At 74.0% G+C, this 21,080-nt stretch carries 19 protein-coding genes and 1 tRNA gene; 17 read left to right on the top strand and 3 right to left on the bottom strand.

Annotation, left to right across the window (positions count from 1 at the left end; genetic code table 11):
* Positions 1-127: 127 nt before the first annotated feature.
* Positions 128-1,486, top strand: coding sequence for an aminotransferase class V-fold PLP-dependent enzyme (locus ACI79W_RS05055; protein WP_456560984.1), 1,359 nt, complete (start codon positions 128-130; stop codon positions 1,484-1,486).
* A 67-nt stretch (positions 1,487-1,553) separates the two neighbouring features.
* Here the strand turns inward: ACI79W_RS05055 and ACI79W_RS05060 are convergent.
* The 3 genes from ACI79W_RS05060 to ACI79W_RS05070 all read right to left on the bottom strand — a co-directional run bounded on the left by ACI79W_RS05060 (position 1,554) and on the right by ACI79W_RS05070 (position 3,106).
* Positions 1,554-1,625: transfer RNA gene (locus tag ACI79W_RS05060), tRNA-Arg, on the bottom strand.
* Between the two features lie 70 nt (positions 1,626-1,695).
* The gene (locus tag ACI79W_RS05065; RefSeq protein WP_456560985.1) at positions 1,696-2,361 is read right to left on the bottom strand and encodes a DUF305 domain-containing protein; all 666 of its coding nucleotides are present in this window, start codon (positions 2,359-2,361) and stop codon (positions 1,696-1,698) included.
* A gap of 28 nt (positions 2,362-2,389) precedes the next feature.
* Positions 2,390-3,106: a DUF3105 domain-containing protein gene (locus ACI79W_RS05070; protein ID WP_456560986.1), complete on the bottom strand. Its 717-nt coding sequence runs from the start codon at positions 3,104-3,106 to the stop codon at positions 2,390-2,392.
* 156 nt (positions 3,107-3,262) lie between these two features.
* Here ACI79W_RS05070 and argS point away from each other — a divergent pair, with 156 nt between their 5' ends.
* From argS to atpB, 16 genes are all read left to right on the top strand, one after another.
* Positions 3,263-4,924 carry an arginine--tRNA ligase gene (argS, locus tag ACI79W_RS05075; protein ID WP_456560987.1) on the top strand — a complete coding sequence of 554 codons (1,662 nt, stop codon included), beginning with the start codon at positions 3,263-3,265 and terminating at the stop codon, positions 4,922-4,924.
* A complete protein-coding gene (gene lysA / locus ACI79W_RS05080; protein WP_456560988.1) occupies positions 4,921-6,414 on the top strand; it encodes a diaminopimelate decarboxylase in 1,494 nt (497 codons plus the stop codon). The genes argS and lysA overlap by 4 nt, the downstream gene beginning before the upstream one ends.
* Entirely contained in the window at positions 6,411-7,706 is a 1,296-nt protein-coding gene (locus ACI79W_RS05085; RefSeq protein ID WP_456560989.1) for a homoserine dehydrogenase, read from the top strand. The genes lysA and ACI79W_RS05085 overlap by 4 nt, the downstream gene beginning before the upstream one ends.
* Entirely contained in the window at positions 7,703-8,776 is a 1,074-nt protein-coding gene (gene thrC / locus ACI79W_RS05090) for a threonine synthase (protein WP_456560990.1), read from the top strand. Before ACI79W_RS05085 ends, thrC begins: the two co-directional genes overlap by 4 nt.
* Positions 8,773-9,726, top strand: a complete 954-nt coding sequence (thrB, locus tag ACI79W_RS05095; RefSeq protein ID WP_456560991.1) for a homoserine kinase — start codon at positions 8,773-8,775, stop codon at positions 9,724-9,726. The genes thrC and thrB overlap by 4 nt, the downstream gene beginning before the upstream one ends.
* A 246-nt stretch (positions 9,727-9,972) precedes the next feature.
* Positions 9,973-12,111 (top strand): transcription termination factor Rho, encoded by a 2,139-nt coding sequence (gene rho, locus ACI79W_RS05100; RefSeq protein ID WP_456560992.1) that lies wholly within the window; start codon positions 9,973-9,975, stop codon positions 12,109-12,111.
* Positions 12,112-12,249: 138 nt separating this feature from the next.
* Positions 12,250-12,483 (top strand): 50S ribosomal protein L31, encoded by a 234-nt coding sequence (gene rpmE / locus ACI79W_RS05105; RefSeq protein WP_456560993.1) that lies wholly within the window; start codon positions 12,250-12,252, stop codon positions 12,481-12,483.
* A 108-nt stretch (positions 12,484-12,591) separates the two neighbouring features.
* On the top strand, positions 12,592-13,671 hold the full coding sequence (gene prfA / locus ACI79W_RS05110) for a peptide chain release factor 1 (protein WP_456560994.1): 1,080 nt from the start codon (positions 12,592-12,594) through the stop codon (positions 13,669-13,671).
* Positions 13,672-13,685: 14 nt separating this feature from the next.
* Entirely contained in the window at positions 13,686-14,525 is an 840-nt protein-coding gene (gene prmC / locus ACI79W_RS05115; protein ID WP_456561256.1) for a peptide chain release factor N(5)-glutamine methyltransferase, read from the top strand.
* An 88-nt stretch (positions 14,526-14,613) separates the two neighbouring features.
* The gene (locus ACI79W_RS05120) at positions 14,614-16,059 is read left to right on the top strand and encodes a protein kinase domain-containing protein (protein WP_456560995.1); all 1,446 of its coding nucleotides are present in this window, start codon (positions 14,614-14,616) and stop codon (positions 16,057-16,059) included.
* A 46-nt stretch (positions 16,060-16,105) separates the two neighbouring features.
* On the top strand, positions 16,106-16,747 hold the full coding sequence (locus ACI79W_RS05125) for an L-threonylcarbamoyladenylate synthase (protein WP_456560996.1): 642 nt from the start codon (positions 16,106-16,108) through the stop codon (positions 16,745-16,747).
* Between the two features lie 163 nt (positions 16,748-16,910).
* Positions 16,911-18,215 carry a serine hydroxymethyltransferase gene (locus tag ACI79W_RS05130; RefSeq protein WP_456560997.1) on the top strand — a complete coding sequence of 435 codons (1,305 nt, stop codon included), beginning with the start codon at positions 16,911-16,913 and terminating at the stop codon, positions 18,213-18,215.
* A 4-nt stretch (positions 18,216-18,219) separates the two neighbouring features.
* Positions 18,220-19,455: a glycosyltransferase family 4 protein gene (locus ACI79W_RS05135; protein WP_456560998.1), complete on the top strand. Its 1,236-nt coding sequence runs from the start codon at positions 18,220-18,222 to the stop codon at positions 19,453-19,455.
* A gap of 57 nt (positions 19,456-19,512) precedes the next feature.
* Positions 19,513-19,959 (top strand): hypothetical protein, encoded by a 447-nt coding sequence (locus ACI79W_RS05140; protein ID WP_456560999.1) that lies wholly within the window; start codon positions 19,513-19,515, stop codon positions 19,957-19,959.
* Positions 19,956-20,201: a hypothetical protein gene (locus ACI79W_RS05145; protein ID WP_456561000.1), complete on the top strand. Its 246-nt coding sequence runs from the start codon at positions 19,956-19,958 to the stop codon at positions 20,199-20,201. Before ACI79W_RS05140 ends, ACI79W_RS05145 begins: the two co-directional genes overlap by 4 nt.
* A gap of 83 nt (positions 20,202-20,284) precedes the next feature.
* A complete protein-coding gene (gene atpB / locus ACI79W_RS05150) occupies positions 20,285-21,067 on the top strand; it encodes a F0F1 ATP synthase subunit A (RefSeq protein WP_456561001.1) in 783 nt (260 codons plus the stop codon).
* The last annotated feature ends 13 nt before the right edge of the window (positions 21,068-21,080 follow it).

Genomic DNA, 21,080 nt, shown 5'->3' on the forward strand with positions numbered 1-21,080 from the left:
CACAGTCACTCGACAACCGGTACGCGCGCTTGAGCCTGCGGCCCGGAGATCCCCCGGACGGGTCAGCGCAGGAGGACGGTGTCGCACGCCCGCTTGAGAAATGCCGCGGGCGGCCGATGGGACAACCATGCAACCGGTACGCGGTACGACCCTGGGCCGGCTCGTCGGCGACGACGTCCGGGTTCCGAGGCTCGGTGGAGAGCTGTCCCGCTACGTCGACCTGGACGCCGCCGCGACCAGCTCGGCGTCCGTCCGGGCGGTGCAGGCCATCCAGGACCTCCTGCCCTGGTACTCCAGCGTGCACCGCGGGGCGGGGGCGAAGTCCCGGTGCACCAGCGCCCGCTACGAGGGCGCGCGGGAGACCGTGCTGGACTTCGTCCGGGCCGACCGTTGCTCGCACGTCGCGGTGTTCACCCGGAACACCACCGAGGCGCTGAACGTGCTGGCGTTCCGGCTGGACCTGCGGCCGGACGACGTGGTCGTGACCACGGCCGTCGAGCACCACGCCAACCTGCTGCCGTGGCGCCGCCACGCGCGGCTGCGGGTCGTCGACGTCGATGCCGGTGGGACCTTCTCCGCGGAGCAGGTCGTCGCCGCGCTCGACCGGCGGCCCACACCGCGGGTCCTGGCGGTCACCGGGGCCTCGAACGTCACCGGCTGGCTGCCCGACCTGGCTGCTATCACGGCCGCGGCACGGGAGAGGGGCGTCTTCGTCGTCGTCGACGCGGCGCAGCTGGCACCGCACCGGCCCATCGACATGGCGGCTCTCGGAGTGGACGCCCTCGCCTTGTCCGGGCACAAGATGTACGCACCTTTCGGTGCCGGGGCGCTCATCGCCCCCCGGCAGGTCCTCGACCGCGGGCAGCCCTTGCTGGTCGGCGGCGGCGCCGTGAAGGCCGTCTCCTTCGACGACGTGGTCTGGGCCGAGGCACCCGACCGGGACGAGGCCGGGTCGCCCAACGTCCTCGGGGCCGTCGCCCTCGCCGCGGCCGCCGAGGAGCTGGGGAGCGACTGGGCCGGCCTGCTGGCCCACGAGCAGGCCCTGACCCAGGCGCTGGATGCCGAGCTGGGCAGCATCCCGGGGCTCCGTCGCTACGGGCCCGCCTCCGGGGACCGGCTGCCGGTGGCCGCCTTCAACCTCGACGGCGTGCCGCACGGACTGCTGGCTGCCCGGCTGTCGACCGAGCACGGGATCGGTGTGCGGAGCGGCTGCTTCTGCGCCCATCCCTACATGGCCCGGCTGCTGGACCTGACCGAGGAGCAGGTGGGCCGCTTCCACCAGGACGCCCGAGCGGGGCGCCGCCAGCTGCCCGGCGCCGTGCGCGCCAGCGCCAACCGGGCCACCTCGGTCGAGGACGTCGCGGCGCTGGGGGAGGCTCTCCGTGCCATCGCCGCGACGCCGGAGGACGGCCGCCGCTACCGGGTCGACGAGCACGGGGACCACGTGCTGTCCGAAGTGCGCGCCCGCGTTCCCGCGGAGGTCTGACCGTCCGGCTGCCCCTCGGGAGACCCGTGCCGGCCGCTGCCCGCCGTCCCTCGCTGCTCCTGCTCTGTGCCCCCGGCAGGATTCGAACCTGCGCACCCGCCTCCGGAGGGCGGTGCTCTATCCCCTGAGCTACGGGGGCTCGGTGGTGGGGCAGGGGAGAAGGTACCAGCCCGCCTCCGAGGCCCGTGCGGCGCCTCCCGCTGCGCCGGTCAGGGCTCCGGAAGAGGGGTGCCGCCCCGGGCCGCGAGCATGCGGGTCATGGTCTCGACCTCCGCGCCCTGGGACCGCACCATCGACCGGGCGAGGTCGCGCACGGCCTGCTCCTCGGCGTTCTCGGCCGCGTAGGCGGCCATGTCGAAGCCGCCCTGGTGGTGGCGGATCATCAACCGGAGGAACTCCACGTCGAACGCGGTGCCGGAGAGCCCGCGGAGCTCGGCGAGCTCCTCCTCGGTGGCCATGCCGGGCATGAGTGCGCCCGTGCCCATGGCCGCCGTGTCGTGCCCGGCGTGCCCTTCGCCTGCGGGCATCCATGCCATGGTGTCGCCACCGGTGAGCGGGACGCCCCAGAGCGACAGCCAGCCCTGCATGCGCCCGGCCTGGTTGGTCTGGGTGGCGGAGATGTCGAAGGCCAGCTGCTCGACCTCGGGGTCGTCGCTGCGCTCGGCCACGAGGTTGGCCATCTCGACGCCCTGCAGGTGGTGCCGCGACATGTCGCGGGCGAAGCCGGCGTCCACCGAGCCGGCCGCGGGCTCGGCGTCCCGGCCGACGCCCAGCGCGACGGCTAGCCCACCGCCGAGGAGGAGCAGGCCGACGCCGATGACGGCGAGGAGCGCGACGCGCAGGGGGCTGCGCCGGTGCGGGTCTCCTGCGCTCACGGGGTCACCTCCCGGGGGACCGGATCGGTCACTGGGTGGCGGCGGGGTCGTCGCTCTCCAGCGGCGGGTCGGCCAGGAAGGTGGGGCTCTCGCAGGTGGCGCCCGGCTCGGGGAAGCTGTCGGCCTTGTAGGTCATCAGGTCGGCGAACTGCTTGATCCGCTCGTCGTCGGCGCTGTCCACCTTCAGCTGGTGCCCCCACGACTGGAGGCTGATCGGGGAGTCGAGCCCCTCGTACGGCGAGAGCATCCGGCCGGAGACGCCCTCGACCAGCCCGGCCAGGGTCTCGACGTCGGCGTCGGACACCTCGTCGGGGTTGTAGGTGACCCACACCGCGCCGTGCTCCAGGCTGTGCACCGCGTTCTCGTGCCGGATGTCGACGTCGTACACCGTTCCGGTGCAGTCGGCCCAGAGGTTGGCGTGCTGCCCGCCGACCGGCGGCGACTCGGTGTACTCGATGGGGCCGTCGTCGTGCAGGCCGCCCTCGTACTCGTACGTCCGGGCGTCGGCGATCTCGTCGATGGAGTCGACCCTGAGGGCGTCGGCCTCCCTGACCTGGACGACGGCGTAGCCGATGACGGCCGCGGCGAAGACGACGACGGCGATCGCGGCGGCGATCAGGCCCCACGGCCGCTGCTGCGCCACGACCTGCGTCGGCGGCCGGGTGCGGCCCCCTGCCCGCCCGCCGGACCGGGTGGACCCACCACCGGTGGCTCGGCTCTTGTCGGGCGTGCGGTCCTTGGCCAAGGCCTCTCCTCGTTCACGGGGCGCGTCCGCGCCGGTGCCGTTCGGGCCGGACGGGCCCGGCTCACCGGGCGCGAGTCTAGGTCGGCTCCCTGTGCGTCAGCTGGGAGCCGGGCGGGGGCGGCGGGGCGCCGCCGGTGCCATCAGTACGCTCGACGGGTGACACCGGAGCAGCTCCAGGACGTCGTCCGCACCGCCGTGGCCGCGGTCGTCGGGCGAGGCGCGCTGCCCGTCGACGTCCCCGCGGAGGTCGTCGTCGAGCGGCCGAAGAACCCCGAGCACGGCGACTACGCCACGAACGTCGCCCTGCGCCTGGCCAAGCCGGCGGGCCGGCCGCCGCGCGAGGTGGCCGGGCTGCTCGGCGAGGAGCTGCGCGCCCACCCGGGGATCGCCGCCGTCGACATCGCCGGCCCCGGCTTCCTCAACATCACCCTCGCGCAGGGCGCGCTGGGCAAGATCGCCGTCGACGCCGTGACGGCCGGGGAGGCCTACGGGCGCACCGGCACCCTGGCGGGGCAGAAGCTCAACCTGGAGTTCGTCTCGGCCAACCCGACGGGCCCGGTGCACATCGGCGGCACCCGGTGGGCCGCCGTCGGTGACGCGATCGCGCGGCTGCTGGAGGCCAGCGGGGCGGACGTCACCCGCGAGTACTACCTCAACGACGCCGGGGCCCAGATCGACCGGTTCGCGCGGAGCCTGCTCGCCGCGGCGCACGGCCGCGAGGTGCCCGAGGACGGCTACGCGGGCAGCTACATCGGAGACATCGCCGCCCAGGTCGTGTCCGCCGAGCCGGGTCTGCTGGACCGGCCCGAGGCCGAGCAGCTGCCGGTCTTCCGGGCCCGCGGCGTGGAGCTCATGGTCGCCGAGATCCGCGCGACGATGGAGGCGTTCGGCGTCCACTTCGACGTCTGGTTCTCCGAGACCTCGCTGCACCAGGTCGGTGCCCTGGAGAAGGCGGTGGCCCGCCTGCGCGAGCAGGGGCACGTGTACGAGTCCGAGGGCGCCGTGTGGCTGCGCACCACGACGTTCGGTGACGACAAGGACCGGGTGCTCGTCAAGGCCGACGGCGAGCCGACCTACTTCGCGGCCGACTGCGCCTACTACCTGGACAAGCGCGAGCGCGGCTTCGACAAGGTCGTGATCATGCTGGGCGCCGACCACTCGGGCTACGTCGGCCGGTACAAGGCGCTGGTGGCCGCGGCCGGTGACGACCCCGGCGTCCACCTGCAGATCCTGCTCGGCCAGCTGGTGAACCTGCTCCGCGACGGCGAGCCGGTGCGGATGAGCAAGCGCGCGGGCACCGTGGTGAACCTCGAGGACCTCGTCGACGCGATCGGCGCCGACGCCGCCCGGTACGCCCTGGCCCGGGCCTCGGTCGACCAGCAGATCGACATCGACATCGACCTGTGGACCCGGAAGACCAACGACAACCCGGTCTTCTACGTGCAGTACGCGCACGCCCGCATCTCCTCGGTGCTGCGGAACGCCGCCGACCTGGGGATCGCGCTCGGCGAGGCGGACGGCGTCGACGTCACCGCGCTGGTGCACGAGCGGGAGAACGACCTCCTGCGGGCCCTCGGGGAGTTCCCGCGGGTGCTCACCTCCGCCGCCGAGCTGCGCGCTCCGCACCGGGTGGCTCGCTACCTGGAGGAGCTGGCCGGGACCTACCACCGCTTCTACGACGCCTGCCGGGTGCTGCCCCGCGGTGACGAAGAGGCCACGCCGCTCACCACCGCCCGGCTCTGGCTCTGCGCCGCGACCGCGGTGGTCCTCCGCAACGGGCTGGGCGTCCTCGGTGTGACCGCGCCGGAGCGGATGTGAGAGCGCACCCCGCGGGGCCGCTGCACGGGAACATCACCCCGCCGACGGCCGCCGGCGCCCCGCCGGAGCAGCTGGGCGCCCTCGATCCGCACGTCTGGCCGCGCTCGGCCACCCGTGTCGACGGCGAGCTGCACCTGGGCGGCCGGGCGGTCACCGACCTGGCCCGCGCGCACGGCACCCCGCTGTTCGTGCTCGACGAGGAGGACTTCCGCGGCCGCGCCGCGGAGTTCGCCGGGGCCTTCGACGACGCCGACGTCCACTACGCGTCCAAGGCGTTCCTCTGCGGCCAGGTGGCCCGCTGGATCGCCGACGACGGCCTGCACCTGGACGCCTGCAGCGGCAACGAGCTGGCGGTGGCCCTGGCGGCCGGGTTCCCCGCGGAGCGGATCGCGCTCCACGGCAACAACAAGTCGCTGGTCGAGCTCCAGCTGGCCGTGGACTCCGGCATCGGCCACGTGGTGCTCGACTCCTTCGACGAGATCGAGCGGCTGGTCCCGTTGGCCGAGAAGCGGGTCGCCGGCGGTGGGGCGCCGGTGGCGGTGCTCATCCGCGCGACCGTCGGCATCGAGGCGCACACCCACGAGTTCATCGCCACCGCGCACGAGGACCAGAAGTTCGGCTTCTCGCTGGCCACCGGGGACGCGCTCACCGCCGCGGTGCGGATCATCCGCGAACCGGCGCTGCGGCTGGCCGGGCTGCACAGCCACATCGGCTCCCAGATCTTCGACACCGCCGGCTTCGAGGCCGCGGCGCACCGGGTGGTCGGGCTGCTGGGGCAGGTGCACCAGGCCACCGGCCAGGTGCTGCCCGAGCTCAACCTCGGTGGTGGCTTCGGCATCGCCTACCTGTCCGAGGACGACCCGGTGAGCCCGGCGGACGTCGCGACGCGGCTGCGCGCCGTCGTCGCCACCGAGTGCACCCAGCTGGGCCTGCCGGTGCCGCGCCTCGCGGTCGAGCCCGGCCGCGCGATCGCCGGGCCGGGCACGGTGACGCTGTACGAGATCGGCACCATCAAGCCGGTGCGGCTGGGGGCCAGCGGCGCCCCCGGGGCACCGCTGGTGCGCAACTACGTCTCGGTCGACGGCGGCATGAGCGACAACATCCGCACCGCCCTCTACGACGCGGCCTACACCTGCGTGCTGGCCAACCGGGTCTCCGAGGCCCCGCCGGCCCTGTGCCGGGTGGTGGGCAAGCACTGCGAGAGCGGCGACATCCTGGTCCGCGACCTCTGGCTGCCCTCGGACGTCCAGCCCGGCGACCTGCTGGCCGTCGCCGCGACCGGTGCCTACTGCTGGTCGATGGCGAGCAACTACAACTACCTGCTCAAGCCCCCGGTGGTCGCCGTCCGGGACGGCGTCGCCAGGGAGATCGTCCGACGCCAGACGCTGGCGGACGTGTTCGCCCTCGACGCGGTCCTCGCCGACCGCCCCGCCCCCTCGCCGGCCATCGACCAGCCGGCGCCCGAGCACCCCGCGGGAGCGACCTCGTGAACCGACCCCTCAAGGTGGCGCTGCTCGGCTGCGGCACAGTCGGCAGTTCGGTGCTGCGGGCGCTGCAGGAGCAGGCCGACGACCTCGGCGCCCGCGTCGGCCGCGCCGTGGAGGTGGCGGGCGTGGCCGTGCGCCGCCCGGACCACCACCCGGACGTGCCCGCGGACCTGCTGACCACCGACGCGCACGCGCTGGTCACGAGGGACGACGTCGACCTCGTCGTCGAGGTGATCGGCGGCATCGAGCCCGCGCGGTCGCTGATGCTCGCCGCCTTCGAGGCGGGCAAGTCGGTGGTCAGCGCCAACAAGGCGCTGCTCGCCGAGGACGGCGTGGCCCTGCACGCGGCCGCGGCCAAGGCCGGGGTCGACCTCTACTACGAGGCGGCCGTCGCCGGGGCGATCCCGATCCTGCGCCCGCTGCGCGAGTCGCTGGTCGGTGACCAGCTGTCCCGGATCGTGGGCATCGTCAACGGCACCACCAACTACATCCTGTCGCGGATGGCCGAGACCGGCGCCGGCTTCGGGGAGGCCTTGGCCGAGGCCACCGAGCTGGGGTACGCCGAGGCCGACCCGACCGCCGACGTCGACGGCTTCGACGCCGCCGCCAAGGCCGCCATCCTCGCCTCCCTGGCGTTCCACACGCCGGTCTCGGCCGCCGACGTCCACCGCGAGGGCATCTCGACGGTGACCGCCACCGACGTGGCGCGGGCCGCGGAGATCGGCTGCACCGTCAAGTTGCTGGCCATCTGCGAGCGGGTGGACGGGAACGGGGACGGCGACTCGGTCGCCGTGCGGGTGCACCCCGCGATGATCCCGACGACCCACCCGCTGGCATCGGTCGGCGGCGCGTTCAACGCCGTCTTCGTCGAGGCGGAGGCCGCCGGGCAGCTGATGTTCTACGGGCAGGGCGCCGGGGGCGAGCCGACCGCGAGCGCCGTCCTGGGCGACCTGGTCGCGGTCGCCCGCAACCGGCTGGCCGGAGCCGCCGGCCAGGGGCCCACGGGTTACGCCGACCTCGCCGTGCGTCCCATGGCCGAGACGCCGACGCGGTACCACGTGAGCCTCGACGTCGCGGACAAACCGGGCGTGCTGGCCGCCGTCGCGCAGGAGTTCGCGCAGCACGGCGTGAGCATCTCCACCGTCCGCCAGACCGGCCGCGGCGACGCCGCCACGCTGGTCATCGTGACCCACAGCGCCCCGGACGCGGCGCTGTCGGCCACCATTGCCGCACTGCGGGAGATGCCCGCGGTCCGGGGTGTCACCAGCGTGCTGCGCGTGGAGGGTCTGCAATGACGGTCTCGTCGGTCGTGTCCCCGGGCTGGCCGGGTCTCATCGAGGCCTACCGGTCGCGCCTGCCGGTGTCGGACACCACCCCGGTGGTCACCCTGCAGGAGGGCGCGACCCCGCTGGTGCCCGCCCGCGAGCTCTCCCGGCGCACCGGCTGCGAGGTGTACCTCAAGGTCGAGGGCGCCAACCCGACCGGCTCCTTCAAGGACCGGGGCATGACGATGGCGATCACCAAGGCCCTCGAGGAGGGGGCGCAGGCGGTCATCTGCGCCTCCACCGGCAACACCAGTGCCAGCGCCGCGGCCTACGCCGCCCGCGCCGGCATGACCTGCGCCGTCCTGGTGCCGCAGGGCAAGATCGCGATGGGCAAGCTCGCCCAGGCGCTGGTGCACGGCGCGAAGCTGCTGCAGGTCGACGGCAACTTCGACGACTGCCTCGCCCTGGCCAGCAAGCTGGCGATCGACTACCCGGTCAGCCTGGTCAACAGCGTGAACCAGTTCCGCATCGAGGGGCAGAAGACCGCCTCGTTCGAGATCGTCGACGTACTCGGCGACGCCCCCGACGTCCACTGCCTGCCGGTGGGGAACGCGGGCAACATCACCGCCTACTGGCAGGGCTACCGCGAGTACGCCGCCGACGGCACCGCCTCGCGCACGCCCCGCATGTTCGGCTTCCAGGCCGCCGGTGCCGCCCCGATCGTGAACGGGCAGGTGGTGGAGAACCCGAGCACGATCGCCACCGCCATCCGCATCGGCAACCCCGCGTCCTGGACCAGGGCCCTGGCCGCCCGGGACGAGTCCGGCGGGCGCATCGACGCCGTCACCGACCGCGCGATCCTGTCGGCCTACCGGCTGCTGGCCCGCAGCGAGGCCGTGTTCGTCGAGCCCGCCTCGGCCGCCTCGGTCGCCGGGCTGCTGCAGGTGGCCGACGCCGGCGAGCTCGAGCCCGGCCAGCGGGTCGTCTGCACGGTCACCGGCAACGGGCTCAAGGACCCGGAGTGGGCCATCTCCGGGGCGCCGGCGCCGGTCACCGTGCCGGTCGACGCCGCGGTCGCGGCGGCCCAGCTCGGCCTGTGAGCGTGCTCGACGCCGGCCGGGTGCGGGTGCGCGTCCCCGCGACCAGCGCCAACCTCGGCCCTGCCTTCGACTGCGCGGGGCTCGCGCTCGCCCGGCACGACGTCCTGGAGTTCTCGGTGGAGCCGGCCGGTCTGGGGGTCGAGATCCGGGGCGTGGGCGCCGGGGAGCTGCCCACCGACGAGTCGCACCTCGTGGTGCGCGCCTTCCGCGCCGCGTGCGCCGAGCTCGGCTGGACGCCCCCCGGGCTGCGGGTGGTCGCCGTGAACGCCATCCCGCAGGGGCGGGGGATGGGGTCCTCGGCCGCCGCGGTCGTCGCCGGGGTCCTGGCGGCGTGGGCCCTGTGCCCCGGGGTCGAGAGCATCGACGGCAACGCCGTCCTCCGGCTCACCACCGAGATGGAGGGGCACCCGGACAACGTGGCGGCCTGCCTCCTCGGCGGGCTCACGCTGTCCTGGACGGGGGAGGGCGGCGTGGGCGCCGACAGCCTGCCGGTGCACGAGGACGTGCTGCCGGTGGTCCTGGTGCCCGACGCCACCCTGTCGACGGAGGTGGCCCGCGGCCTGCTGCCCGAGGTCGTCCCGCACGCCGACGCGGCGTTCAACGCCGGCCGGTCGGCGCTGCTCGTGCACGCGCTGACCTCCGGCGGCCTGCTGCTGGAGGCCACCGAGGACCGGCTGCACCAGCAGCAGCGGCGCGCGGCCATGCCGGCGTCCATCGACCTGGTCGAGCGGCTGCGCGCCGCCGGGCACGCGGCCGTCGTGTCGGGGGCGGGGCCGTCGGTCCTCGTGCTGGCTCGGCGGACCGTGCGCGGTGCCGACCGCGAGCCCGGCGAGGAGGAGGTCGAGGAGATCACCGCGCTGGCGCAGCAGGGCTGGACGGTGCTGCCGCTGGCCGTGGACCCGACCGGCGCTCGGCTCGACCGCCCGGTGCGCCAGGTATCGTCTCGGTAACGGGGAACACGCCGAGATCATCCGGTGTTGTCTCGCCCGTGAGCTGCGACTAGGCTCACGGCGTAGCCGCCCACTCGGGCGAGCCTCGCGCGGGGCCGAAGCAGATGTCCGAACCTCTTCGCCGCTGATCCGCCTCGCACCTCTCGACCTGTCTCCTGACGCGCACCCGCCCACCGGGCCGGTCCGCCGGGGACCGGGCACCCCCTGCGCTGAGACGCGCAGGTCACCGCAGGGAAGGACCTGTACGTGAGCGAAACCACCGACCTCGGCACGACCGGCGCGCCCGATGCCGCCGCCTCTGCCGAGGGCACTGCCGCTTCTGGGTCGGCCGGGCGTCCCCGCCGCCGCGGCAACGGCTTGTCGGGCATGCTCCTGCCCGAACTCCAGCGCCTCGCCGGCGAGCTCGGCATCCCCGGCACCGGCCGGATGCGCAAGAGCGACCTGGTGGCTGCCATCTCCGCGCGCCAGGTGGGCGCCGGCTCCGAGGGCGGGGCGCCCGCGCCCCGCACGGAGAGCGGCTCCACCGGTGGCGCCGAGGCCGCGCGCGGTGCCGCCGCGTCGGCCACGCCCCTCGAGGCCCCCGTCAGCGGTGGCGCCAACGGCGGCCCGGTGACCGGCGAAGCCCCCGTGCGCACCCGTCGGTCGGCCAGCCGCCCGGCCGGCTCGCCCGGCGCCCCGGCCCAGGGCGCCCAGGCGCCTGCCGAGCAGGCGCCTGCCGAGCCGGCTCCTGCCGAGGTTCCCGCGCAGGACACGGCCCCCGCCGAGCCGCGCCAGGAGGAGGAGCGCGACGGCGAGCGGCCGCAGCGCAACCGCGGCCGCAACCGCGGCGAGCGGGACGGCAACCGCGACGGTGCCGACCGCGCCGAGCGGGGCAACCGGGACGGCGGGAACCGCGACGGTGCCGACCGCGCCGAGCGGGGCAACCGGGACGGCGGGAACCACGACGGTGCCGACCGCGCCGAGCGGGGCAACCGCGACGGTGCCGACCGCGCCGAGCGGGGCAACCGTGACGGCAACCGCGGGCCCGACGGCCGCAACGACCGGGGTGGCCGACCGGACAACCGGAGCGACAACCGCACCGACGGTGGTCGCACGGACGGTGGCCGCAACGACCGCCCCGCCGAGGACGACGACGACGACTTCGAGGGCGGGCGCGGCCGGCGTGGCCGTCGCTACCGCGACCGCAACAAGCGCGGTGGCGGCACCCGCGACCGCTTCGAGCAGGGCGAGCCGACGGTCAGCGAGGACGACGTCCTGCTGCCGGTCGCCGGCATCCTCGACGTGCTGGAGAACTACGCGTTCGTCCGCACGTCGGGCTACCTCACCGGTCCGAACGACGTGTACGTCTCCCTCTCGCAGGTGCGCCGCTACGGCCTGCGCCGGGGCGACGCGATCACCGGTGCCGTCCGCCAGCCGCGCGAGGGCGAGCGCAAGGACAAGTACAACGCGCTCGTCCGCCTCGACACGGTCAACGGCCTGGACCCCGAGCAGGCCCGCAACCGGCCGGAGTTCACCAAGCTGACCCCGCTCTACCCGCAGGACCGCCTGCGGCTGGAGACCGAGTCGCACCTGCTGACCACCCGGGTCATCGACCTGGTCATGCCGATCGGCAAGGGCCAGCGCGCGCTCATCGTCAGCCCGCCCAAGGCCGGCAAGACGATGGTGCTGCAGTCGATCGCCAACGCGATCACCACGAACAACCCCGAGTGCCACCTGATGGTCGTCCTCGTCGACGAGCGTCCGGAAGAGGTCACCGACATGCAGCGCTCGGTGAAGGGCGAGGTCATCGCCTCGACCTTCGACCGGCCGCCGGCGGACCACACCACCGTCGCGGAGCTCTCCATCGAGCGGGCCAAGCGCCTGGTCGAGATGGGCCACGACGTCGTCGTCCTGCTGGACTCGATCACCCGGCTGGGCCGCGCCTACAACCTGGCGGCCCCCGCGAGCGGGCGCATCCTCTCCGGTGGTGTCGACTCCACGGCGCTCTACCCGCCCAAGCGTTTCCTCGGCGCGGCCCGCAACATCGAGAACGGCGGGTCGCTGACGATCATCGCCTCGGCGCTGGTCGAGACCGGCTCGACGATGGACACGGTCATCTTCGAGGAGTTCAAGGGCACCGGTAACGCGGAGATCAAGCTGGACCGCCGGCTGGCGGACAAGCGGGTCTTCCCGGCCGTCGACGTCAACGCGTCCGGTACGCGCAAGGAGGAGATCCTCCTGTCGCCCGACGAGCTGGCCATCGTCATCAAGCTGCGCCGGGTGCTCGCCGCGCTCGAGCCGCAGCAGGCGCTGGAACTGCTTCTGGACAAGCTGAGGAAGACGCGCAACAACGTGGAGTTCCTCATGCAGATCCAGAAGACGACGCTGGGCCCCGGCCAGGAGTAACGGGGGTCACCGGTCGGCCGGTCCCCCGATCTGGGAGACTGGTCGACCGAGCCCCGCTGACGCGGCCGGAAATACCCGTCCGGCCCCCGGCGTTCTGACCGACTGAACGACACAGACTTCGTAGAAGAGGCAGCAGCCATGAAGCCCGACATCCACCCGGCCTACAACGTCACCACCGTGACCTGCGGCTGCGGCAACACCTTCACGACCCGCAGCACCTCCCCGACCGGTCAGCTGACGGTCGAGACCTGCTCCGCCTGCCACCCGTTCTACACCGGCAAGCAGCGCATCCTCGACACCGGTGGCCGCGTCGCCCGCTTCGAGAAGCGGTTCGGCAAGCGCGGCGCCGGCGCCTCGGCCGACGCGCAGTAGCACCCCCGACGGCGCCCGTCCCACCCGCGTGGTGGGGCGGGCGCCGTCGTCATGTCCGGCCCGCGCCGGCTCCCCGCAGTTCCCGCACCCCGAGAGGCAGCAGCAGCGATGAGCACCACCGAGACGTCGGCGCCCGACCGGCTGGCCGGGTTGCTCGCCGAGCACGCCCGCCTGGAGCAGGAGCTGGCCGATCCGGCCGTGCACGCCGACCAGGCCCGCGCCCGCCGGATGGGCCGCCGGTACGCCCAGCTGGCGCCGCTGGTGGAGACCGCCCGCGCGCTGGAGCAGGCGCGCGACGACCTGAGCGCCGCCCGGGAGCTCGCCGCCGAGGACGCCTCCTTCGCCGCCGAGGCCACGGCTCTCGAGCAGCGGATCGCCGAGCTCACCGACCGGCTGCGCGAGCAGCTGCTGCCGAAGGACCCGGACGACGACAAGGACGTCATCCTCGAGATCAAGGCCGGGGAGGGTGGCGCCGAGTCGGCGCTGTTCGCCGGCGACCTGCTGCGCATGTACCTGCGGTACGCCGAGCGGCGCGGCTGGGCCACCGAGGTCCTGGACGCCGTCGACGCCGAGCTCGGCGGCTTCAAGGACGTCTCCATCGCGGTCAAGTCGCGCACGGACGAGGGCATCTGGTCACGGTTGAAGTTCGAGGGCGGCGTGCACCGGGTGCAGCGGGTGCCCGCGACCGAGAGCCAGGGCCGCATCCACACGTCGGCGGCCGGGGTCCTCGTGCTGCCCGAGGCCGAGGAGGTCGACGTCAGCGTCGACCCGAACGACCTGCGCATCGACGTCTTCCGCTCGTCGGGCCCCGGCGGGCAGAGCGTGAACACCACCGACTCGGCCGTGCGGATCACCCACCTGCCCAGCGGCATCGTGGTGAGCTCGCAGAACGAGAAGAGTCAGCTGCAGAACCGCGAGTCCGCGCTCCGGGTGCTCCGCTCGCGCCTGCTGGCCGCCGCGCGCGAGGAGGCCGCCGCCGCAGCGAGCGACCAGCGGCGCAGCCAGGTGCGCACCGTCGACCGCAGCGAGCGGGTGCGCACGTACAACTTCCCGGAGAACCGGATCTCCGACCACCGCGTCGGCTACAAGTCGCACAACCTCGACCAGGTGCTGGACGGCGACCTCGACGGCGTCATCGACGCGCTGGTGGCCGCGCACACCGCCGAGCTGCTGGCGGCCGGCTCCTGAACGCGCGGCCGCTCCTGCGTGGCGCGGCCGCCCGGCTCGCCGAGGCCGGTGTGGAGAGCCCGCGGGTGGACGCCGAGCTGCTGCTGGCGCACGTCCTCGGCGTCCCGCGCACCCGGCTCCTCACGCTGGACGACGTCGACGGCGCGGCGACCGCCCGGTTCGAGGCGCTGGTGGCCCAGCGCGCCGACCGGGTGCCGCTGCAGCACCTCACCGGTCGGGCACCCTTCCGCCACCTCGAGCTGCTGGTCGGCCCGGGGGTGTTCGTGCCCCGGCCGGAGACCGAGCAGCTGGTGAGCTGGGCGCTCGAGCGGTTGGCCGGCGTCGCCGAGCCCGTCGTCGTCGACCTCGGATCGGGCTCCGGCGCGATCGCGCTCTCCCTGGCCCACGAGCACCCCGGCGCGCGGGTGACGGCTGTGGAGCGCGACCCCGGCGCGATCGGGTGGACGCGGCACAACGCCGGCGCGCGGGCGGAGGCGGGGGACACCCCCGTCACCGTGCTCGACGGCGACATGACCGATCCGGAGCTGCTGCGGGAGCTGGACGGCCGCGTCGACCTCGTGGTCAGCAACCCGCCCTACGTGCCCGACGGCGCCCGGGTGCCGCGCGAGGTCGCCGACCACGACCCGCCGCTCGCGCTCTGGGGCGGTCCCGACGGTCTGGACGTCGTCCGCGGGCTGCTCGTCACCGCGGCACGGCTGCTGCGACCCGGCGGCTGGATCGGCATCGAGCACGCCGACCAGCAGGGGGAGTCGCTGCCCGCCGTCGTCCGCTCCCACGGGGGTTTCACCGACGTCGACGACCACCCCGACCTCGCCGGCAGGCCCCGTTACACCACCGCCCGCCGCGCCGGCTGAGCCGGCACTCGGACGGGTGCTTCCTGAGCACCCGCCGGTCACCCGCAGCAGTGTGGTGGCACGAGGGAACGGACGAGAGGGGTGCACGATGGGGCCACCGGCCGAGGTGCTGGCGAACCGGTACCGGCTGACGTCCGTGATCGCCGGCGGTGGCATGGGACAGGTGTGGCGGGGGCACGACACGCTCCTCGACCGCCCCGTCGCCGTCAAGGTGCTGCAGGACCAGTTCGCGGGGGACGAGGTGTTCCGCGCCCGCTTCCGGGCGGAGGCGCAGCACGCCGCGTCCCTCACGCACCCGAACATCGCTGCGGTCTTCGACTACGGCGAGGTGCCGACCGGGCCCGGAGCGGCACCGCTGGCCTACCTGGTCATGGAACTCGTGGAGGGGGAGTCCCTCGCAGGGCTGCTCGCCCGGGAGGGGCGCCTGGCACCGGAACGGGTCGTCGACGTCGTCCGGCAGGCGGCCGCCGGGCTCGCCGCCGCGCACGCCGCCGGGCTCGTGCACCGCGACATCAAGCCCGCCAACCTGCTGGTCACGCCCCGAGGGACCGTGAAGCTGGCCGATTTCGGGATCGCCCGGTCCGCCGCGAGCGCCGCGGTGACCGGCACCGGGCAGATCATCGGCACGGCCCACTACTTCTCACCGGAGCAGGCGGCCGGGGGGCGGGCGACCCCGGCCAGCGACGTCTACGCGCTGGGTGCGGTGGCGTACGAGTGCCTGACGGGGCGCCGGCCCTTCGACGCCGAGAGCCCCGTCCAGGTCGCCGTCATGCACATCCGCGACGAGCCGGCGCCCTTGCCGGCGGCCGTCCCGGCCGGGGTGCGTGCGCTCGTGGAGCGGGCCATGGCCAAGCACCCGGCGGCCCGGTTCGCGGACGGTGGCGCTCTGCACGAGGCCGCTGCGCGCTGCGCCGCCGGCTTGCCCGCCGGACCGGTGCGGCCGGGGGTCACCGCGGTGCTCCCCGTGCCCGGCCCGGGCACCAGGCCCCTGCCTGCCCTGGTGACGCCCCCGCTCGGGCGCCGGCGCCCGCCACGGGGACTGGTCCCCCTGCTCGCGGGCATGGCCGCCGTCCTGCTGGCGGTGGTGCTGGCGGTGCTCCTCCTACCGGGCGGGGCCGACCGCCCCTCCGGCGGGACCGCGCCGACGGGGACGACGCCCGCGGGCGTCGAGGTGGTGGTCGCGGACCACCTCGGCCGGCCCGTGCAGGACGTGCGCGCCGAACTGGTCGCTCGCGGGCTGCGGGTGGAGGTCGTGCCCGTCGAGGTCACGGACGTGCCGGCCGGCGCGGTGACGGCGGTGGACCCGGTGGGGACGCTGGCCTCCGGGGACCTGGTGCGGCTGTCCTACGCGGTGCCGCCCCTGGCGGTGCCCGCGCCCGTCGACCAGGGCGGCGGTGAGCGGTCGGAGGACCAGGAGAAGGAGGACGATAAGGAGAAGACGGAGGAGGAGAAGCGGGAGGAGAAGCGGGAGGAGAAGGAGCAGGAGGCCGAGGAGGAGAAGGAGGGCGAGGAGGCGGACGAGGGCGGGAGGTGAGTCCGGCCGGACGCGCGTGCCCACCTCGATGACAGACTCCTCACCCGTGGCCGACTTCTACGACTGCTCCGACCCGGAGGCGCGCGCCGCCGGCCTCGACGCCGCGGCGGCGGCGATCGGCCGGGGCGACCTGGTGCTGCTCCCGACCGACACCGTCTACGGCGTGGCCGCCGACGCCTTCTCCCCGGCGGCGGTGCGCCGGCTGCTGGAGGCGAAGAACCGCGGCCGGGCGATGCCGGTACCGGTGCTGGTCGGCGAGGCCTCCACCCTGGCCGGGCTGGTGCTGCAGACCCCGGCGGTCGCGACGCGGCTGGCCCAGGAGTTCTGGCCCGGCGGCCTCACCCTCGTGGTCGAGCACGCACCGTCGCTGGCGTGGGACCTGGGCGACGCCCAGGGGACGGTGGCCGTGCGGCTCCCCGACGACGAGCTCACCCGCGACCTGCTGCGCCGCACCGGGCCGCTGGCGGTCTCCAGCGCCAACCGCTCGGGGCGGCCGGCGGCGACCACCGCCGAGCAGGCCGTCCAGCAGCTCGGTCTGCACGCCGCGGTGGTGCTCGACGGCGGCCCCCGCACGAGCTCCGGGGCGAGCACGATCGTCGACTGCACCGGTCCCGTGCCCCGGGTCCTGCGGGTGGGGGCCGTGCCGGTCGAGCGGCTGCGGGAGGTCGTCCCCGAGCTCAGCGACTGAAGAAGGGCCCCGTCCTCCCCACCCTGCGCACGCTCAGTTCGGGCCCCGGCACGGGGCCGCTCCCCGGGTCCGCTGTTCGCACGGGTCGGAGCGATACCGTGGACCGGCCGCCGCCCGCGCCGGTGCCGCGGCCGGCATCCGATCCGTCTGGAGTGCGCCTGAGATGAGCAGCCCCTACTGGGGACCGGACTTCGAGGCCCTCGCGGCCTTCGACCCCGACATCGCCGGCGTGGTCACCGGTGAGCTGGACCGGCTGCGCGGTGGGCTGCAGCTGATCGCCAGCGAGAACTTCACCAGCCCGGCCGTGCTGGCGGCGCTGGGCAGCACGCTGTCGAACAAGTACGCCGAGGGGTACCCGGGGCGGCGGTACTACGGCGGCTGCGAGGTCGTCGACCGCGCCGAGGAGATCGGCATCGAACGGGCCAAGGAGCTCTTCGGCGCCGAGCACGCCAACCTGCAGCCGCACTCCGGGGCCAACGCCAACCTGGCCGCGTACGGCGCTTTCCTCTCGCCGGGGGACACCTTCCTCGGCATGGCGCTGCCGCACGGCGGCCACCTCACGCACGGCACCAAGGTCAGCTTCAGCGGCAAGTGGTTCCGCGCCGTGCAGTACGGCGTCGACCCGCGGACCGAGCACATCGACTACGACCAGGTGCGCGACCTGGCCCGCGAGCACCGGCCGAAGCTGATCGTGGCCGGCGGCTCGGCCATCCCGCGGCTGATCGACTTCGCCGCCTTCCGCCAGATCGCCGACGAGGTGGGCGCGATCTTCATGGTCGACGCCGCGCACTTCATCGGCCTGGTCGCCGGGAAGGCGATCCCCAGCCCGGTGCCGCACGCCGACGTGGTGACCTTCACCACGCACAAGGTCCTGCGCGGTCCGCGCGGTGGCGCCATCGTGTGCCGGGCCGAGCACGCGAAGGCGATCGACAAGGCCGCCTTCCCGATGATGCAGGGCGGACCGCTCATGCACGCCGTCGCGGCCAAGGCGGTGAACTTCAAGGAGTGCCTGCAGCCGGCGTACCAGGCCTACGCCCGCCAGGTGATCGCCAACGCGCAGGCGCTCACCGAGGGCCTGGCCGCCGAGGGGCTGCGGCCGGTCGCCGGCGGCACGGACACCCACCTGGCGCTGCTCGACCTGCAGGGGACGGGTGTGACCGGTGCAGACGCCGAGCAGCGGTGCGACGCCGCGGGCATCGTGCTCAACAAGAACGCGATCCCCTTCGACCCCCAGCCGGCGTCCGTGGCCTCGGGCATCCGGGTCGGCAGCCCCGCCGTCACGACGCAGGGCATGACGGAGGCCGAGATGAAGTCGATCGCCTCCCTCATCGGTGCCGCCATCCGCGACGCCGACGGCAGCCGGACCGCCGAGGTCGCCGCGGGTGTCCGCGAGCTCGTCGGCGCCCACCCTGCGTACCCCGACCCGACCCGACCGACTGCCTCCCCCGAGCCGGCGCGGACCGCCTGAGCCCGTGCGCGAGTACGTCGTCGTCCTGCTCACCGCGGCGCTGGTCACCTTCCTGGCCACGCCGGTGGTGCGGATGTTGGCGATCCGGTTGCGGATGATGGCGGCCCCGCGCGAGCGGGACGTGCACGTCATCCCGACCCCGCGGGGCGGAGGTGTGGCCATGTACCTCGGGGTGGTGGCCGCGGTCCTGGTGGCCTCGCGGCTGCCGGCCCTGCAGCGGACGTTCGACGACACCCAGGTCTACGCGGTCCTCGTCGCGGGCGGCCTCATCTGCCTGCTGGGGGTGCTGGACGACAAGTGGGGCCTGGACGCGCTGACGAAACTCACCGGGCAGATCGCCGCGGCCGGGGTCATGGTCCTGCTCGGGGTCCAGCTCGCGTTCCTGTTCCTCCCGGTGGCCGACATCGGCACGGTGTCGCTCGGGCCGGACGTCGGGGTCCCGCTGACCATCCTGCTGACAGTGTTCGCCGTGAACGCCCTGAACTTCATCGACGGCCTCGACGGCCTGGCCGCCGGTGTCTCGGCGATCGCGGCCCTGGCGTTCTTCGCCTACAGCTTCCACCTCGGGCTCACCGGCTACGTCGAGACCGCCAGCGCCCCGGCGTTGATCACCGCGGTCCTCGCGGGGGCCTGCCTGGGCTTCCTGCCGCACAACTTCAGCCCGGCCAGGATCTTCATGGGCGACTCGGGCTCCATGCTCGTCGGGCTCATGCTCTCGGCCGCGGCGGTGACCGCCACCGGCGGGGTGGACGCCCAGACGTTCGACTCGGCGGCCAGCCTCCTGCCGCTGACCCTGCCCCTGCTCGTGCCGATCGCGATCCTGTTCATCCCCTTCACCGACCTGGTGCTGGCCGTGGTCCGGCGCACGCGGAAGGGGCAGTCGCCGTTCTCGCCGGACAAGATGCACCTGCACCACCGGCTGCTGTCCATCGGCCACTCGCACAAGCGCGCGGTGCTGGTCATGTACTTCTGGGCCGCGCTGCTCTCCTTCGGCGCGGTGGGGATGTCCATCACCGGCGGCCGGGTGGAGCTCGTCGTGGCCGTCGCGGTCCTGCTCGTCGTCGGTGTGGTCGTCGTGCTCAGCCCGCGGGCCCGCCGGGCCGCCCGCGAGGCCCGCGCCGCGGAGCTGGAGGCGCAGCGTCGCCGCAGCCGGGCCGACCACCCGACCGCGCGGGCGCACCGCGGTGGGAACCGGGAACCGGCGCCTCCGGCTCCCGGCGCGGAGCGCGTCCCGCTCTGAGCGCGCGGCCGGCCTCGCACCGGTAGGGCGGCCGGTTCGCTCCAGGTACCGTGAGGCGTGCACTCGCAAGGTGAACCGGCCACGAGACCCGACCCCTACGGCGCCATGCTCCGCGGCGGCCTCGTCCCCGCGACCGTCGTCGGAGTCCTCTCCCTCGCCGTCTTCGTGGCGGTCGAGGGCGCGCTCGGCGCGGCCGGCAGCGCCCTGGCCATCGCCGTCGTCCTGGTGAGCACCGTCTCCACCCTGGTGCTGCTGCGCCGGATGGCCGGGCTCGATCCGCGCGTCGTCTTCATGGGCGCGCTCGTCGGCTACTTCTTCAAGGTGATGCTGCTCGGGGTCTTCCTCGTGCTGTTCCGCAACGCGGAGTGGCTCTCCCCGATCGCGTTCGCCGTCACGGCCATCGTGGTGTCGCTGGCCGGCACCATCGGCGAGATCGTCGCCTTCACCCGGGTGAAGACCTACATCTACGACGAGCCGGGCGCGGCGTCCGGGGCGGCGCGTTGACCGAGCCCGGCCGGACCGAGCGGCCGACGCCGGTCCACCACCAGATGGTGGCGGGCGCGCATTTGCGCGAGGCGTGGGACGCGCTGGGCATGCTGCTCTCCGGTGTGCTGGTCTTCGGGCTCCCGGGCTGGTGGCTCAGCGAGGCGCTCGGCCAGGTGTGGGTGCTGCCCGTGGCCCTCGTCCTGGGGATGGCCGCTTCGATCTCCGTGATCTGGGTCCGCTACGCTCACCACGGCCCGTGAGGCCTGCCACGCCGCAGATGCGGAAGGCGGCCCTCCGGGCCGTAGTACGAAACCACCCAGAAGTTCGTGACGGAGGCTGAGTAGTGACGACCGTGGTCTCGGCCGCCGAGGAGTTCGTACCGCCGAGTGCGCCGGACTTCTGGCAGCCGCTCGTCGGCGACGGCGCCTTCGCCATCACGCGTTCGATGATCGTGATGGTGCTGGTGACCATCGGCCTCGCGGTCGTCATGATGCTGGCCACGCGCCGGCTGTCGGTGGTCCCCGGGCGCGGGCAGTACCGGCTCGAGGGCGTGTACGGCCTGGTCCGCAACTCGATCGGCCGGGACATCATCGGCTCGGACCACTTCCGGCCCTACGTCCCGCTGCTGTTCACCCTGTTCACGCTCATCCTGGTGAACAACCTGATGGGCATCATCCCGCCCGTCCAGTTCCCCACGATGAGCCGGATCGGCTTCCCCCTCGCCCTGGCGCTCGGGGTCTACGTCGTCTACCTGGTCGCCGGCGTCCGCCGTCGCGGGCTCGGGGGCTTCCTCAAGAACCTGGTGCCCAGCGGGCTCCCCTTCTGGGTCGTCCCGGTCGTCTTCATCCTGGAGCTGGTGACGTTCCTCGTCACCCGCCCGGTGACGCTCACGCTGCGGCTCTTCGGCAACATGTTCGCCGGCCACATCCTGCTGCTGCTGTTCGCGCTCGGCGGGGAGTACCTGCTCCTGCACGGCGAGGGCCTGCTGAAGCTGGTGTCCATCCCGGCCTTCCTCATGTTCATCCTCTTCAGCGCGTTCGAGATCCTGATCGCGTTCCTGCAGGCCTACGTCTTCATCCTGCTGGCCTCTGTGTACATCGCAGAGGTCTACGCGGACGACCACTGACGTCCGCGGAGCA

The organism is Blastococcus sp. SYSU DS0533, assembly GCF_054050775.1.